Below are 15749 nucleotides of genomic sequence, written 5' to 3'. Positions count from 1 at the left end.
GCAGGGAGCTTTACGGAATTCATTGCACTGCTTCCCATAAACTATCTGCACAACAGACAGTTGGTTGCACGCTACTCGTCTTTCTTCTGCTGCAGCGCAGCCATCAATTTGTCAGCGAGCGAGTTGCCCAGCTGGGTTTGATCGGAAAACTTCTCAATCAACTGACGGTTAGCTTTGGCAGAAGCGCGCCGGCCGCCGCCGGTCGATTCGTTGTCTATTTTCTCGACAACATTGCAAGGACGGCATTGGAAATACTTGCCGGATTTGCCGGTGTGGATTTCCATTTTTTTGTGACACTGCGGGCAGCGGTGGTTGGTCAGTTGTCCGTCAGCTTCGCGTTTATAGGAGCATTCGCGGCTGGAACAAACGAGGTAACGGCCTCGTTTCCCCTTTACTTCTTGAAGAAACTCCCCGCAATCCGGGCATTTGCTGCCCGTTAAATTATGCGGCTTATAGGCCGCAGAGCTTTTCTTGACCTCATCGACCAGCTCAGCTGCTTTTTTGCGAATGCCGCTTAGGAATTGCTCCATGCTTCCTTTGCCTTTGGAAATACGTTCAAGTTCCAGTTCCCAGCGAGCTGTAAGTTCAGGAGAACGCAGCTCCTCCGAAGCGAGCTCTATGAGCTGCGTACCTTTGCCAGTCGGAATGAGTAAGGAGCCTTGACGTTCAATGGTGTCGGAAGACACAAGCTTCTCAAAAATGTCAGCGCGTGTTGCAGGTGTACCGAGGCCCCATTTTTCCATTTGAGAAAGCAAGGAGGCCTCGTTGTATCTAGCAGGCGGTTTCGTCTGGCGGCTTAATTGACGGGCGTTACGGACGGTTACGGCGTCTTTTTCGGCAGCTTGGGGCAGCAGCTGAGCAGAGTCTTCATCAGACTCGGTTTCTTCCCGTTCTGGATCAGTGAAATCAGTGGCTCCGTACACGTCTTTCCAACCTGCTTGTTTAACCACTTTACCCGATGCATACAGCTTCTCTCCAGCTATTTCCACAGTCAGCTTGGTTTCATCATAGCGGCAAGGACCGCAGAACAAGGCCAGGAATCTCCGCAAAATGAGATCATAAAGTCGGCGTTCGTCAGCGCTTAAGGTGGCGAGCGAAATGGCTTCTCCGGTTGGAATAATCGCATGGTGGTCGCTTACCTTGGTATCGTCGACTATGCGTTTCGTAATCGTTAATGGTTTGCGTATAAAAGGAGCCGCTAACGCTGCGTAGGGGCCAATGGCTGCGCCCTTAAGTCTGCCAAGCAGGGTCGGCACCATGTCCGAGGTCAAGTAACGTGAATCCGTACGCGGATAGGTGACCAACTTGTACTGCTCATACAATCTTTGCAGCACATTCGACGTCTGCTTAGCTGAAAAACCAAATTTGCGGTTGGCATCGCGCTGCAATTCGGTTAGGTCATAAGCAAGAGGATGTGGAATCTGCTTCTCGGTTTTTTGCACGTGCAGGATTTTGCCGCTCTGGCCCTGCAGCTTCGCTTTTAGGGCATCTGCGCGCTCGCGGTCAAAAATGCGCGTATCGCCTGTTTTGGGGTCTCGCCACACCGCGCGGAAAGAGCCCAGATCAGCTTCGATCAACCAATAGTCGACGGACCGGAAATCCCGGATTTCCGCCTCGCGGTTAATCATCATGGCCAGCGTGGGCGTCTGTACACGCCCAGCAGACAAGGACGCGCCGAACTTGCTGGTCAGCGCGCGGGTCACATTCAGGCCGATCAGCCAATCGGCCTCGGAACGGCAGACGGCTGCTTGATACAGCCGGTTGTAGTCCGTGCCCGGCTTCAGCTGCGCGAAGCCTTCGCGAATCGCCTGATCCGTCTGCGACGAGATCCAAAGCCGTTTGAACGGCTTCTTCCAGCGGATCAGCTCCATAATCCAGCGCGCGACGAGCTCGCCTTCGCGCCCCGCATCCGTCGCAATGACCAGCTCTGCAAGGTCACCCCGACGGCTGAGCTGTTCGATCGCACGGTACTGCTGCGATGTTTCTTTCATCACCTTAAGCTTCATGCGCTCAGGAATGATAGGGAGATCTTCCAAGTTCCAGGTTTTGTACTTGGGATCGTAATCATCGGGCTCGGCAAGGGTAACGAGATGGCCAAGTGCCCAAGTGACGACATATTTGGCACCTTCATAATGGTGTTTTTGCTTTTGGTTGCATCCAAGGACACGGGCAATTTCTTTGGCGACGCTTGGTTTTTCGGTGAGTACAAGAATTTTCATAGGGAAAATGACCTCATTTCTGCTTATAAATTAGCATAAGCGAAAAAAGCACGCTTTTCAATGCGCTGCAGCTCGAAACTGAAGCTCAAATCTATTCGGATGAGAGCTTTTTTGTGTTGAAAAAAAAGGAGAAAAATGTCTGTTCTTGTCCTAATATAAGGGTATAATGAGGAAATAAGGGATGAAGAGGAGCCAAAATCTTAATGAGACCCATGTTTTCTTATTTTACTAATCAAACGATAAAAATGAGGTTTCAATTATGGATCGTTGTTGTCATTGTGACATTAGCCTTTTCAATAATTGTCCCTTTTTATTATATAGAGAAGAAAGATCATTTAGATGAAGCAGAAGATCAGTTAAAGCAAGTAATCACCTTGCAAAGTCTGTATATTGAAAGATGGAATCAGGAGAAACTGGATGCGATTAAACGCTTCGCCATATCCGACCATGCAAAATTTCATCAAATAGGCGATTTGAAAAGAGAATTTCAAGATTATTCACGAGTGAACTCTGAATTCTTGTCGATTACTTACGTAGAAAAAGATGGGGTTATTCGTTCGGATGCAGATCCAGCTATTTCGTATTATGTTGGAGATAGGCAGTATTTTAAACAAGCGCTTGAGAAGAAAAGTTTTATCTCCGGCGTTATCATATCCAAAGATTCAGGAAAACCCGTCATAACGTTCTCTGCCCCCGTGCTTGGCGACCATAATGATTTCAAAGGTGCTGTGCTGGGAATAGTAACACTGGAAATGCTGAATAGTTTAATGAAGCAGCTAAGTTTTGGTGAAACTGGGGAAGTTTATGTGTTGGATTCGGAAGGGAATATTGTCACAGCCTCAAATGATACAAGCAAAAGCGAAGAGTTCGTCAATGTCCAGATGAAAACTGAAATTATGCAAAGAGCCAAGACAGGGAGTACTTCGAATGATTCCTACATCGGATTTCACGGTGAAAGGGTATATGGTCAGTATAAATGGTCTACGGGAAAAAGCTGGGTTGTCGTTGGTGAGATTACGCAGAGAGAAGTATTTCAAAAATTAAATCAATTAAGTATAGCGATTATTATCATTTCTCTTATTGCACTTATTTTCAGTATCGGTGCTGCTGTTACGATTGCATCTAGAATTGAGAGACCGATTCGATACTTGCTTCGCGGAACCAAAATCATTCAGAACGGGAACTACGACTACCAGATTGATGCGGATAAAATTCGAATGGCTCCGATTGAATTGCGTATGTTGGTCAATACATTCAACCTAATGTCTGATAAGCTCAAGGCGAATATTTCTCTACTGGAGCATTCTGCATTGGTGGATCAACTGACTGAGATTCCTAATCGCCGTTATATGATGCAAGAAGGAAATAAACAGCTTCAAGCTTGTATTGCTGCTGGGCACATGTGCTCGGTTATGATGTTCGATATTGACCATTTTAAGAAAATCAATGATACCTATGGGCATTTGGTGGGTGATCGCGTTCTTCATCACGTTGCTTCTATACTACAGCGGCTTTCGGGAACAGATACGATTGTTGCACGCTATGGAGGCGAAGAGTTTATACTGCTTGCGATGCGTAAAAATGCACAAGAAAGTGTATCCTTAGCAGAGGATCTGAGACGACATATCATGGAAGAACCATACTCGGATGAGCAGGTTACCGTACAACTGACAGCGAGTATAGGCATAGCTGAATATTCTCCTACACTGGAGTTCGGTACGATGGTGCTTGAAGATATGGTTTCTAGAGCAGACCATGCCCTCTATCGCGCGAAATCCGGTGGACGAAACAGAGTAGAACTAGATCGATGATGGGTATTGATCTAGTTTTTTTGTGTAGAATTTGATGGTCAGAAATTGGAGGGTTTGGTGTATAATAGTCAGAGAGTATTTGAATTACCAACATTTAGGGGGTTTACCATGCAAAACGCATCATTAAGACCAATGGGAATTGGAAGAATATTAGATCGCAGTTTCCAGTTGTACCGTAAGCATTTTGTGACATTGACAATTATCATGCTGATCTTGTATGGTCCATTTTACTTGCTGCAGCATTTGCTTACCTATCAAGAGACGGCAAGTACGTCATCATCCATTCTTGAACAGATCCGCAGTGGAGCATCTATGCAAGATTTATTAGGATCTGGTTCTTTCATGCGAAATAACCCGACGCCGCAAGACATAGGGAAGACACTCATCTTCGTGTTGGTATTATTACCAATCATGATTCTTGGCCTTATGCCAGCTTCGGTGGCTTCTGTCTTACATCTGGTTAAAGCAAGCCTCTTCGGCGAAGAAACACCGGGAGTCGGGGAGCTATTGCGCAAATCGTTCCGTCGATTTTGGCCGTTAGCAGGAAGCACGTTCTTGGATGCTCTTATCATGTTCGGCATATACATAGGTCTCGCTATTATTATTGTCATTTTTGCTGCCGTCTTTGCTATAGGTGGAAACTTATCCAGTTCGGTAGGAGGATTTGGTGGAGGTGCGGTGGCACTAACCATTATCTTCTTCATCATCCTTGGTCTTGGAGCCATCTTCACATTTTTCTATTTTTTCATTCGCTGGTGCTATTATTTGCCATTTGTTGCAATGGGTGAAGAGTCTGTTGGACTAGGCCGCAGTTGGAAGTTGACCCGTAAGAGCTTCTGGCGTTTATTTTTGATGTACTTCGTACTTACGCTCATTTTGTATCTTTTCCTACTCGTCATTCAGTTGATTATTGCTGCAGTCTTGGGTTTAGGACTAGGCGCTCAGTTATTACAAAGTTTAATTTCAATCTTAGTCATGTCTCTATGGTTTCTGCCTTATGCGGTTAGCTTCTTCGATCTCAAGGTTCGTAATGAGGGTCTTGGACTTGAATCGTTGATTGAAAGAACCATACAAACTTCTCCAACGGAACCAGAGGAAGAACTGGAGCCGTTTGATACTTTTGAAGATCTTCGTCCGATAGACTTGGATAAAAAGAATGATTAATGCAGCTTTAGCGACTTCTTTGCAAGAGGATAAAGAGCAATTAAAACAAATCTTAAATCAAAGCGAATATACGGCTTATGAGGTCAAAGAGAGCGACTCGTTCTGGGCATGGTTGAAGCCGCTTTTTCGCAAAATACGGAGCTTGCTGCCAGATTTTCAAGTTTCTGATTCGGTAACGGACTGGCTGACCATTGGTGTTGTCGTTACACTACTTGGTCTTGCTGCATTCGCGATTTATTGGTTCTTGAAACAAATGATTTGGCAAAAGAGGATCCGCTCTGACGCTTACTTGCCTGTAGGAGAAATAAGCCGTTCTTATCGCTTCTATTGGCAGCAAGCAGCGGAGCTGAGGGGAACTGGGTACTTACGAGAGGGTGTACGCGCTGTTTTTCTGTCGCTTCTGTTCTTTATGGAAGCTAAACGTATGATCCGTGTGGAGAAATGGAAGACGAACTGGGAGTATGCGGAGGAGCTAGGAAGTTCAGCTTCTTCCCTAGTCCCTTTGTTCCATGATAGCTCGCTTTTATTTGAGCGTATATGGTATGGCAAAGAAGTTGTAACAGAGGAGCAGTTCACTTCCATGTATGAACAGGTTGCCCGTGTTATCGGCAGGGAGGAGGGCTTTGCACATGAAAGGGCTGAATAAGCTGCATGTGGGACTAGCACTCAGCATCTTGCTTTTTCTCGCATTAGGCTACTGGCTAGTGAAGCCAAAGCTCCCAGACCAACCTCCCTATTTGTCTTTCTCAGCGGATATAGACGGTACGAAAGCTTGGAAAGAGTTGCTGAGTACGAAGCAGAAGGCTGTAAAGGAATGGCGTCTCGACTGGAAAAACCTACCTAATGGTGAAGCAATGATGTTGGTTGCCTTACAGCCGTCTGGCGTGACCAAGGCGGATCGCAAGGAGCTTCTGGACTGGGTTAGGAAGGGTAACGATGTTGTTCTGTTTGATCGGAATCCCGAGGGGTGGGAGCTTTGGGGGACTGAGTTGGCGGGGGGAATTGGGAAGGGAAGTACGGAAAAGGAGACGAAGGACAGTACTGAGGACAGTACAAAGGACAATACGAAGGACAGTACAAAGGACAGTACGAAGGACAGTACAAAGGACAGTACAAAGGACAGTACAAAAGACAGTACAAAGGACAGTACGAATAGTACAAAAGAAAGTGCATCTGTCTCGACGATTAGGGTCTCGCCGGACTATACATCAGCTGAGGGGCTGCTGACGGGACGGGTGGATACACCATACCGGATTAAGCCCGGTGGAAACGGGCGGGTGCTGTTCGAAGATGAACACGGCGTGCTCGCCAGCCGTGTAGAAGAAGGGGCGGGCAGCATTACCGTGGTGCTGACCCCGAACTGGATGCAGAATGGGACGATTGATCAGGAGTCCCATTTCGAATTGATCTGGCCGCTGTTCGCGAAGTCCTGGGATGTCGTATGGGTCGATGAGACCCATCACGGCTTCGGGACGAAGCCCGGACTGCTCGCCGTCTACCCCGCGTGGCTCGTGCTCGCGAGCGTGCAGCTTGGTCTCGCGCTGCTGCTGTGGCTCTGGCTGCGCGGCAAGCGCTTTGGCCCCGTCCACACGCCGCGGGCGTGGACGGTTCGCCGCGGCGACGAAGGCGTGCACGCCGTCGCCGCTTGGTACGAGCGCCTCGGCTACCAGCACGAGGCGCTTGCGCACCAGCAGCTGTTCCTGCGGCAGCTGCTGCATCAGCGCTGGGGGCTCAGCCCCAGCGCAAGTGCTTTCCAGGCCGCGGAAGCTGCGCGCGGCCGTATGTCTGAGGCGCAGGCGGCGCAGCTCGCGCGCCTGCTGGATGAGCCGCCTGCTAGCGGCGGCTCGGAAGGGCCCCGCGCTGCGAAGCAGCGGGGCGTGAGCACCCAAGCGTTCGTGCAGCGAACGCGGGAGATGGGCGAGATGATCGCCTACTTGGAGAAGGAGTGAGCGCAATGAATGAATTAATCCAATCGATGGAGCAGCGCTTGTTCGGCCAAAAGCTGAACATAAGGCTGCTCGTCACCGCCCTATTGGCTGGCGGTCATGTACTGCTTGAAGGTGTGCCGGGTCTCGGAAAGACCAAGATGGCGCGCACCCTTGCGGAATTATCAGGCGGCGACTACCGCCGTATTCAATTTACACCAGACCTGATGCCCGGAGATATTACGGGCAGCGTCATATACCATATGAAGGATCATTCATTTACTACGATTCAAGGTCCTATTTTCACGAATGTTCTATTGGCTGATGAAATTAACCGTTCCGGACCGAAGACACAAGCGGCTCTGCTAGAAGCAATGGAAGAGCGCCAAGTAACGATTCAGGGGAACACATACAAGCTGCCAAATCCTTTTTTTGTCGTAGCTACCCAAAATCCTGTCGAGTACGAAGGTACCTATCCACTTCCGGAAGCACAGCTAGATCGCTTTTTGTTCAAGCTGGTGCTTGATTATCCTAGCGAAGAAGCAGAAGTAGAAATTCTTCGCCGTCATGTATCGTTCGGGCAGCATCAAGAGGAGTCACTCGCGGCCATACTGACCCCAGAACGCATCACGGAGCTGCAGCGCAGGCTTTCCGATGTGGTTGTGGAGGAATCCTTATATTCTTATATTGCCACAATTATTCGCAAAACCCGCGAGTCCAAACGCGTACAGCTGGGAGCCAGTCCTCGGGCGGGAATTGCCGTGCTAATGGCAAGTAAAGCTTGGGCCTTACTGGATGGCCGAACGTATGTGACACCTGACGATATTAAGCTTGTAGCGCGACCTGCACTGCGGCACAGACTGCTGTTAACACCGCAAGCGGAATTGGAGGGCGGAACAAGTGACCACATCATCCAAGAGACGCTCGGCTCTATTCCGGTTCCTCGATAAATTCCTGTTTCAGGATTTTATCTTGCCAACGAACCGATTCATTGTACTCGTAATCGTAGGTGCAGTAGTCACGTTAATAGCCTCTATATTTGGTGCCTCCCTACCTGTATTCTGTAGCTGGAATGCGCTACTCTGCGTGCTAAGTGGCGTTGATCTTTTACTGCTTCCTAAACGCAGCAGTTGGGGAATCCGGCGCAAACTTCCGGAGCAGATGGATGTCAGAAGCAGCTTTGAGGTGGGTCTTGAGCTTGAATCCGAGCAGCAGTCGTCTGTTCACGTTGAGTTAATGGATCATTTGCCCCAAACATTCAGTATGGTCCGCAACCAGATGAGCGGTGTGTTCCGAGGAACCTCAGCTTCTTTCTTTTATACAACGATGGCTCTCGAAAGAGGGGAATACGTCTTCGAACACGTATATTTGCGCTACTCCGGAGGCATGGGTCTTTGGAAGAAGCAAGTGCGATTGAATCAAGTAGATAAGATTGATATTTATCCTGATCTATCTCAGGTACGAGGTGTACTAGGCGCTGTACAGGATGCATTAATATTAGAAGGCCAGCGACTATTCAAAAAACAGCGCAGCGGCTCCGAATTCCACTATATCCGTGATTATGTGCAAGGCGACGATATTAGGCATATCAATTGGAAAGCGTCTGCTCGCACGACGAAGCTGATGACGAATCTTTTTCAGCCGGAAAAAGGGAAGATTGTGACCTTAGTGTTAGACTGTGGTCGGCAAATGGCTATCGAGCTTGAGGGACAAGTGAAGCTTGATCGGACACTGGAAGCTGCATTAACACTTGCTGCCGTAGCACTTAAGCAAGGGGATCAAGTAGCGTTAATTGCTTACGCGAGCCAAGTGAAAGTCTATGTGCCAGCTGGAAAAGGGCTTCCCCATCTTCAGGTGTTAACTAGGGCCGTTTATGATCTGCGTACGGATTTCGTGGAGTCGAACACACAGATCGCCTTCTCTCATGTGCTGCGTTTTCTGAAAAAACGCTCGCTTGTCGTGCTATTTTCCGATATGGAAAGTTATCTGTATGATCAAGAGTTGCTGCCTTATGTGCAGCGATTACGCAGAAGTCACCATATGCTGCTCTTGTCCTTGCAGGATCCGCTTCTTCATCAATGGGTACGTATTCGCGCTGAGGATAGCCGCCAAGCTTATCGGCAAAGTATTGCCCACCAATTTACGACGGATCGTTACGCTTACGTAACCAAAATGGCCGGCCGAGGCATCCCGGTGATGGATGTCCCTGCCGACCAACTGACGCTTAGCGCTGTTAATGCGTATTTGGATTTGAAATCGCGAGATCGTTTATAGCGTTAATTGTTTTTGTTTAGATGATTTGCTAATGCCGTATCCGTAATAGAGTGCGAGTAACAATAAAGTCACTCCAGCTATGAGATATTTAACCTCAAGCGACATCGTAGACGGTGTAATGTAACCTTCAATAATCCCTGCGATGATGAATAAAGGAATTGTGCCGATCAGGAGCTGGGCGGATTCCTTGGCCGACTCCAGAAAGCGCAGCTTACGCGGATAGGGTCCTGGAACGAAGAATCTATACCCCATATATAAGCCGGCGCCGCCTGCAATGAAAATAGCAGTAAGCTCAATAATGCCATGCGGCAATATGTAGGCCCAGAATACATAGCTTTTCCCAGATTGCATGAAGACGGCAGCTAATGCTCCTACAATAAGTCCGTTGCTTATCATTAAATAGATGGTCCCGATCCCAAGCGTTACACCGCTTATGAAGGCGAGAACGGCGACCCGAATGTTATTCGTCATGATGGCTGTGGATACGAGTGGGGAGTGTAGATCTCCGCGTGGATCGGCAGTTTTGGAAGGGTCAATACTATCGGCCATAGCCCCGGGCATGATCATGGATAGATTCAATGGATCGTTCCATACGGACAGGAAGCCGAGCAGTCCACCAAGCAAAAATAAGAAAAGAGCAAAGCCCACAAAAAGACTTCTCACTCGTATAAGTGATGGAAAGTAGTGGAGGAAAAACTCCTTCATTTGCTTACTGCTTTTGTTATTTTCTTTATACATCGCATTATGGGCTTGGGATACGAGATGATTCAAATATAGGGTTGTTTCATCCGTAGGCATGTGAGTTTGTAAGGTAGCAAGATGAGCGGATGCCACTTTGTAAAGCTCAGTGAATCGATTCACATGGCTGGCCTGCAAACTGTTCTTCCGTTTACTAAGCTGAATCAGCAGCTGCTCAAGCTCTGTCCATTGTGATTTATGTTCTCGAATAAAGCGCGAGATATTCATTGGTGGGACCTCCTAAGAGTTTTGCTTTAGCAAAACTTGCATCGTAAGCATGAGCTAAGAGTTTTCGTAGAAAACTTGCAACGTAAGCACAATCTCTGAGTTTTGCTTGTTCATTTTAGCATATCAATGACATTCGTTACCATAATTTTGAAATCATAAGGAGATGCTATGAACGAGTCTCTGGATAAAGAACTAACCATCGTTACACCTGAGCAGGTGCAATTGCAATTTCAAACCGCTGGCATTGGCAGCAGGGCGATAGCGCATCTACTTGATTGTTTGATTTTGCTTGTGATGAATGGCCTTTTATTCCTATTCGCTATTTTGGTGAGCAGATTATATTCGGGTGATTGGCTGCCTGCCCTTGCTGATTATTTGATCGCGATTGCCATCATTCTTTGGATTGTAGTGAACTTAGGCTATTTCGTTTGCACGGAAGCTTTCATGGGAGGGCAAACACCAGGGAAAAGAATCCTAGGACTTCGCGTGCTCCAAAATAATGGGCAGTCTGCAACCTTATTATCAATCTTGATTCGTAACTTGTTTCGTCTGCTGGATATGATGCCAACTTTCTACTTCATAGGTGCAATCAGTATCATCTTTAGTTCAAAAGATAAGCGCATCGGTGATATGGTAGCGGGAACCATTGTTGTGATTGAGGCTCGTTTTGAGCGAATGAAACGTCGTAAACATATCGATAAGGCAATCTCCAAAAAGAATTTCCCCATCCTCACCGTGGAGATAGAGGTAGCCAAAAGACAAGAGATCACTGCTATAGACTGGCAGCTTTTACAAGCCTGGGTCGAGCGAATACCGACTATGCATCATGTAAGATTGCAGGAGTTAGCCGTACCAATTGCTCAACATTTTACTAAGAAGTTAGAACATGACCAAGGGTTTACTCAGGATCCTGCTGCATATTTAGCCCAGCTGTATGAGAAGCTGAGAAACGATTGGGAAGTTTAATTAGGAGGGTTCCTATGGGAATGACGGCCATTGTAGCAGGAGGTTCCGGATTAGTTGGTCGTGAGCTGATTAAGCTGCTTCTAGAAGATCAGGCATACACGAAAGTGATTGCACTGGTTCGTAAAAATATACAAATTAGTCATCTCCGCGGAAATGAGAAATTGGTTCAAATCGTAACTGATTTTAACAATTTAGAGGTAGTTATTGAACAGTCTGACATGGAACATGCTCATGTATTTTGCACACTAGGTACGACGATTAAGAAGGCAGGGTCCCAAGAACAGTTTCGTAAAGTAGACTTGGCGTACCCTATGAAATTGGGGCAATTAGCCAGTAAGGGTAAGGCAGATGCATTTGCCATTGTAACGGCGATGGGGGCAAATCGAAAATCCTCGATTTTCTACAATCAGGTTAAGGGAGAGGTGGAAGAAGGTCTTAAGAAGCTTAAGCTCCTTGCGCTTTACATGCTTCGTCCTTCACTTATTCTAGGTGATCGAGATGAGTTTCGATGGGGTGAGAAAATCGGAAGTGTGGTGTCACGAGCCATTTCTCCACTAATGATCGGTGGACTTCGGACTTATCGGCCCATCCATGCGAAAACGATCGCCACGGGATTAATTAAATCCGCAAAGTCAGGCCAGATAGGCACACATGTGCTGCTGTCAGCTCAGATTGCTGACCTTGCTTCGAAGTAGAGGCTCCATATCGACGTGTACACGTCTACCTGATATGATTAAAGACGTTAATCTTTAAGCAGCACGGAAGCGCGGGAAGGTCTGCTGAGAAGCTGTTTTCCGGCTTCTCAGACTCTACCACGAGCTTCGGCTCGCCGAGCTCTCGCTGAAAGCGCGTTTTCTGCGCCTATTTGTTCGGGGGCGCCCGATTAAGCGCGTTTTCCGCGCTTAATCAGCACGCACGCGCGGGAAGGTCTGCTGAGAAGCTGTTTTCCGGCTTCTCAGACTCTACCGACGAGCTTCGGCTCGCTGAGCTCTCGCTGTAAGCGCGTTTTTCGCGCCTAATTGTTCGTGGGCGCCCGAATAAGCGCGTTTTCCGCGCTTATTCAGCACGCATGCGCGGGAAGGTCTGCTGATAAGCTGTTTTCCGGCTTCTCAGACTCTACCGACGAGCTTCGGCTCGCCAAGCCCTCGCTGAAAGCGCGTTTTCTGCGCCTATTTGCTCGTGGTCGCCCGAATAAGCGCGATTTCCGAGCTTATTTGAACGTTAATCATAAACGTACTAAAACATTTTAGGGAAAGTAGGTTTTATTTCATGATCGATCATATTGTACTTGTTAAATTCGGTGAAACAACGACGCAGGAGCAGCTCCAAGAAGTCGTTGATAGATTTAAAGCGTTAAAAGAGCATCTAACAGGCATCGTAGATATTCAAGCGGGCATTAACTTTTCAGAGAAGAACAAAGGTTATCAGATTGTTTTATCCGTGCGTTTTGATGATAGAGCAGCGCTGGAGGCTTACGGTCCAAATCCGGAGCACCAAGCGGTTGCTGCATATATTAGAGAAGTAGGTAGAGAAGATAGTTTGATTGTTGATATTGAAATTTAATATACGAAAAAACTGCTGATAGGGACCATCCTTATCAGCAGTTTTTTTATGCGGATTTTGTCCAATCTATAAATCTATCCTCTTCATACAAGAAGACCAATTAGACTTTCTGTTCTTTACGATAAACCGAAGGTGCTGATCCACTCCATTTGCGAAATTGTTTGGAAAAATAGAGGGCATCATTGAATCCGACAGAAGCCGCTACTTGGTCAATGGTCATGGACGTCTCTAACAACTGTTTCGCCCGTTCCATGCGAACTTTTAATAGATACTGCATAGGGGCTAAGCCCGTAGATTGTTTGAACATTTTACATAAATACGTACGGTGATAGCCTAGTGTGTGTGCGAGTTCCTCGATAGATACCGGCTGTGTGTATTGTAGTTCTAAATATCGGATGGCTTGTCCGACTTGACGCTCAATATCGGTTTCGGTTGTTGGTATAAAGGCAATCTGGTGGCTGTTCATGCGTCCGAGTTCCCGGATTAAGAGGCGAAGCCAAGCAGCGGATTCCATATCCTCAAGCACAGGAGTGTCAGAATGCTGGAAACTAGAGCGAATATGGCGGTAATAATGACGTATGGAGCGAGGGTTACTCCCCGAAATGACGGCCTGATGGGGGGAAACGCCAATTTGCGAAAGCAAGGTTCCTGCTGCGCGACCTGAAAAGGCAACCCACGTATAGTGCCAGGGATGATGGTTGTCTGCGATATAGCTGAACAGCTCTCCGGGATAAATAACGAAAGTGTCTCCTGCGGAGCATCGGTAAGTGCGGTTATGCATCTCGAAGGTGCCTTCTCCTGCATGCACGGTATGGATAAGGTAATAATCATGCACAGCCGGTCCCGTTTTATGTAAAGGAATAGGCTTGCCTTCTCCACTGAAAAGTACAGATAATTCATTGGTACTATGGAGCGGATTGATCTGAACGGTGTAATAGGAATGGTCCTGACTCATAGAAGCCTCTTTTTAGTTTTTGTATCTAGGGTACATGAATAAACTACAAATGTCCATATAGGAGTTCATTCGATCCATGTTTTTGGGAGTTGTCCTGCGCTATAGTGAAGATAAGAAATAAGACCACACATTGGAGGAGATTCACACATGTCCAAGATTACTTTTCTAGGTGCCGGAAGTACGGTTTTTGCGAAAAATGTACTTGGTGATTGTTTGCTCACACCTGCGCTGCAAGGCTTTGAAATCGCTCTCTTTGATATTGATCACGAACGCCTGCAGGATTCAGCTAACATGCTGAATAACATCAAAAAAACTAGCGGAAGTACGTCAGTTATAAAAGCATATACGGACCGTAAAGAAGCTCTGAGCGGAGCTAAATATGTGGTGAACGCTATCCAAGTAGGTGGCTATGATCCATGTACAATAACGGATTTTGAAATCCCTAAAAAGTATGGCTTGCGTCAAACGATTGCGGACACAGTCGGTATCGGAGGTATTTTCCGAAATCTGCGTACGATCCCTGTGATGCTGGATTTCGCTGCGGATATTCGCGAGGTATGTCCGGATGCCCTGTTCCTCAACTATACGAATCCGATGGCAGTATTAACCAATGTGATGAATACGTATGGCGGTGTTCGTACAGTTGGCTTATGTCACAGTGTACAAGCGTGTATTCCGGAGCTTTTCAAAAGTCTTGGCTTGGAAAAGGAAGGCGTTAAAGCCAAAATCGCCGGTATCAACCATATGGCGTGGCTGCTGGAAGTAACCAAAGATGGCGTTGACCTCTATCCAGAGATTAAGAAGCGGGCTGTCGAGAAGCAAAAGGAAAAGCATAAAGATATGGTTCGTTTTGAAATGATGCTGAAATTCGGTCATTATATCACGGAGTCGTCCGAGCATAACGCGGAGTACCATCCGTATTTCATCAAACGTAATTATCCAGAACTGGTTGACCGCTTTAATATTCCGCTCGACGAGTATCCACGCCGCTGTATCGAGCAAATTAGCAAGTGGAAAAAAATGCGCGAGGATTTGGTGAATGATGCGAATTTGACGCATGTGCGTTCACATGAGTATGCTTCGTACATTTTCGAAGCGATTGAGACAGATGTTCCGTTCAAAATCGGCGGTAACGTGATGAATACCGGTTTAATTACGAACTTGCCACGCGAAGCATGTGTTGAAGTTCCTTGTTTAGTGGACCGTAACGGTGTTACGCCAACCTACGTGGGAGATCTGCCTCCACAGCTAGCGGCGCTTAACCGTACGAATATCAATACGCAGCTGCTGACGATTGAAGCAGCTATCACACGTAAACGCGAGCATATTTATCACGCGGCTATGCTGGATCCACATACATCAGCAGAGCTGTCGATGGACGATATCGTTGCGATGTGTGATGAGTTGATTGAAGCACACGGCAAATGGCTGCCTGAATATCACTAGAATGTTCATATGAAAAAGAAGGTCGTGGCGTATGTCTAACATACCCATGGCCTTCTTTGCTTTAACCACCGAATGCGTCACGAAACGCACGGTTTAATGCTTCAAGCTCCACATTCCAAAGCGGGGCAATTTCTGGCCCTACATTTTCGTCGAACCAGTCGGAAAGCGCTTTGCGGTTGCTGCCGTTCTCCATGATGAATGGAAGATTCAACATCACCTTTTTCACATAGAGCTCCTCAGCAGCCTTAATCTGCTCGGGGGAAATCCATACTTTCAAGCGCTTAACTGTTCGGTATAATTCCTTGCTGCAAGCTCTTCGAATCCCGCGTGCACTGGGGAACTGCTGCTTATGTTTTTCACTCGGCTTGTTATTGATCATGACGGTATCCACACTCCCTCTATGCTATTTGTATGCATGGAGAGGGCGCAGAGCCACTGTGGACAGGAACCTAAGCCGCCC

14 protein-coding genes are annotated in these 15749 nt (G+C 47.2%); 10 read left to right on the top strand and 4 right to left on the bottom strand.

The features are described from left to right. Positions 1-71: 71 nt before the first annotated feature. Complete coding sequence (locus AC58UU_RS32990) at positions 72-2219, bottom strand: DNA topoisomerase III (protein WP_497321773.1); 2148 nt, start codon at positions 2217-2219, stop codon at positions 72-74. Positions 2220-2422: 203 nt separating this feature from the next. Between AC58UU_RS32990 and AC58UU_RS32985 the strand changes: the two genes are divergently transcribed. From AC58UU_RS32985 to AC58UU_RS32960, 6 genes are all read left to right on the top strand, one after another. Then, on the top strand, positions 2423-4030 hold the full coding sequence (locus AC58UU_RS32985; protein ID WP_497321772.1) for a sensor domain-containing diguanylate cyclase: 1608 nt from the start codon (positions 2423-2425) through the stop codon (positions 4028-4030). Positions 4031-4138: 108 nt separating this feature from the next. Continuing rightward, entirely contained in the window at positions 4139-5194 is a 1056-nt protein-coding gene (locus tag AC58UU_RS32980; protein ID WP_497321771.1) for a DUF7847 domain-containing protein, read from the top strand. Next, on the top strand, positions 5187-5840 hold the full coding sequence (locus AC58UU_RS32975) for a DUF4129 domain-containing protein (protein WP_497321770.1): 654 nt from the start codon (positions 5187-5189) through the stop codon (positions 5838-5840). The genes AC58UU_RS32980 and AC58UU_RS32975 overlap by 8 nt, the downstream gene beginning before the upstream one ends. Continuing rightward, positions 5824-7143 carry a DUF4350 domain-containing protein gene (locus AC58UU_RS32970; RefSeq protein WP_497321769.1) on the top strand — a complete coding sequence of 440 codons (1320 nt, stop codon included), beginning with the start codon at positions 5824-5826 and terminating at the stop codon, positions 7141-7143. The genes AC58UU_RS32975 and AC58UU_RS32970 overlap by 17 nt, the downstream gene beginning before the upstream one ends. Before the next feature lie 5 nt (positions 7144-7148). Continuing rightward, a complete protein-coding gene (locus tag AC58UU_RS32965; RefSeq protein WP_497321768.1) occupies positions 7149-8069 on the top strand; it encodes an AAA family ATPase in 921 nt (306 codons plus the stop codon). Beyond that, entirely contained in the window at positions 8020-9393 is a 1374-nt protein-coding gene (locus AC58UU_RS32960) for a DUF58 domain-containing protein (RefSeq protein ID WP_497321767.1), read from the top strand. Before AC58UU_RS32965 ends, AC58UU_RS32960 begins: the two co-directional genes overlap by 50 nt. Here AC58UU_RS32960 and AC58UU_RS32955 read toward each other — a convergent pair. Then, positions 9388-10359, bottom strand: coding sequence for a stage II sporulation protein M (locus tag AC58UU_RS32955; protein WP_497321766.1), 972 nt, complete (start codon positions 10357-10359; stop codon positions 9388-9390). The genes AC58UU_RS32960 and AC58UU_RS32955 overlap by 6 nt on opposite strands. A gap of 168 nt (positions 10360-10527) precedes the next feature. Between AC58UU_RS32955 and AC58UU_RS32950 the strand changes: the two genes are divergently transcribed. From AC58UU_RS32950 to AC58UU_RS32940, 3 genes are all read left to right on the top strand, one after another. After that, positions 10528-11325 carry an RDD family protein gene (locus AC58UU_RS32950; RefSeq protein ID WP_497321765.1) on the top strand — a complete coding sequence of 266 codons (798 nt, stop codon included), beginning with the start codon at positions 10528-10530 and terminating at the stop codon, positions 11323-11325. A gap of 14 nt (positions 11326-11339) precedes the next feature. Beyond that, the gene (locus AC58UU_RS32945; RefSeq protein ID WP_497321764.1) at positions 11340-12020 is read left to right on the top strand and encodes an NAD(P)H-binding protein; all 681 of its coding nucleotides are present in this window, start codon (positions 11340-11342) and stop codon (positions 12018-12020) included. Positions 12021-12594: 574 nt separating this feature from the next. Beyond that, entirely contained in the window at positions 12595-12888 is a 294-nt protein-coding gene (locus AC58UU_RS32940; RefSeq protein WP_497321763.1) for a Dabb family protein, read from the top strand. 100 nt (positions 12889-12988) lie between these two features. Here the strand turns inward: AC58UU_RS32940 and AC58UU_RS32935 are convergent, their stop codons facing one another. Then, positions 12989-13843, bottom strand: coding sequence for a helix-turn-helix transcriptional regulator (locus tag AC58UU_RS32935; protein WP_497321762.1), 855 nt, complete (start codon positions 13841-13843; stop codon positions 12989-12991). 147 nt (positions 13844-13990) lie between these two features. Between AC58UU_RS32935 and AC58UU_RS32930 the strand changes: the two genes are divergently transcribed. After that, positions 13991-15289, top strand: coding sequence for an alpha-glucosidase/alpha-galactosidase (locus AC58UU_RS32930; protein WP_497321761.1), 1299 nt, complete (start codon positions 13991-13993; stop codon positions 15287-15289). A 61-nt stretch (positions 15290-15350) separates the two neighbouring features. Here AC58UU_RS32930 and AC58UU_RS32925 read toward each other — a convergent pair whose 3' ends face one another. Next, entirely contained in the window at positions 15351-15668 is a 318-nt protein-coding gene (locus AC58UU_RS32925; protein ID WP_497321760.1) for a dehydrogenase, read from the bottom strand. Between the last annotated feature and the right edge of the window lie 81 nt (positions 15669-15749).

The organism is Paenibacillus sp. JT22N1 (genome assembly GCF_059692155.1).
The sequence above is the reverse complement of the archived record's forward strand: the minus strand, read 5'-3'. Positions and strand labels throughout refer to the sequence as shown.

Bases quoted from the DNA above. Each gene is read 5' to 3' on its own strand.
- AC58UU_RS32990 (WP_497321773.1), bottom strand. From the start codon at position 2,219: ATGAAAATTCTTGTACTCACCGAAAAACCAAGCGTCGCCAAAGAAATT.
- AC58UU_RS32985 (WP_497321772.1), top strand. From the start codon at position 2,423: ATGAGACCCATGTTTTCTTATTTTACTAATCAAACGATAAAAATGAGG.
- AC58UU_RS32980 (WP_497321771.1), top strand. From the start codon at position 4,139: ATGCAAAACGCATCATTAAGACCAATGGGAATTGGAAGAATATTAGAT.
- AC58UU_RS32975 (WP_497321770.1), top strand. From the start codon at position 5,187: ATGATTAATGCAGCTTTAGCGACTTCTTTGCAAGAGGATAAAGAGCAA.
- AC58UU_RS32970 (WP_497321769.1), top strand. From the start codon at position 5,824: ATGAAAGGGCTGAATAAGCTGCATGTGGGACTAGCACTCAGCATCTTG.
- AC58UU_RS32965 (WP_497321768.1), top strand. From the start codon at position 7,149: ATGAATGAATTAATCCAATCGATGGAGCAGCGCTTGTTCGGCCAAAAG.
- AC58UU_RS32955 (WP_497321766.1), bottom strand. From the start codon at position 10,359: ATGAATATCTCGCGCTTTATTCGAGAACATAAATCACAATGGACAGAG.
- AC58UU_RS32950 (WP_497321765.1), top strand. From the start codon at position 10,528: ATGAACGAGTCTCTGGATAAAGAACTAACCATCGTTACACCTGAGCAG.
- AC58UU_RS32945 (WP_497321764.1), top strand. From the start codon at position 11,340: ATGGGAATGACGGCCATTGTAGCAGGAGGTTCCGGATTAGTTGGTCGT.
- AC58UU_RS32940 (WP_497321763.1), top strand. From the start codon at position 12,595: ATGATCGATCATATTGTACTTGTTAAATTCGGTGAAACAACGACGCAG.
- AC58UU_RS32935 (WP_497321762.1), bottom strand. From the start codon at position 13,843: ATGAGTCAGGACCATTCCTATTACACCGTTCAGATCAATCCGCTCCAT.
- AC58UU_RS32930 (WP_497321761.1), top strand. From the start codon at position 13,991: ATGTCCAAGATTACTTTTCTAGGTGCCGGAAGTACGGTTTTTGCGAAA.
- AC58UU_RS32925 (WP_497321760.1), bottom strand. From the start codon at position 15,668: ATGATCAATAACAAGCCGAGTGAAAAACATAAGCAGCAGTTCCCCAGT.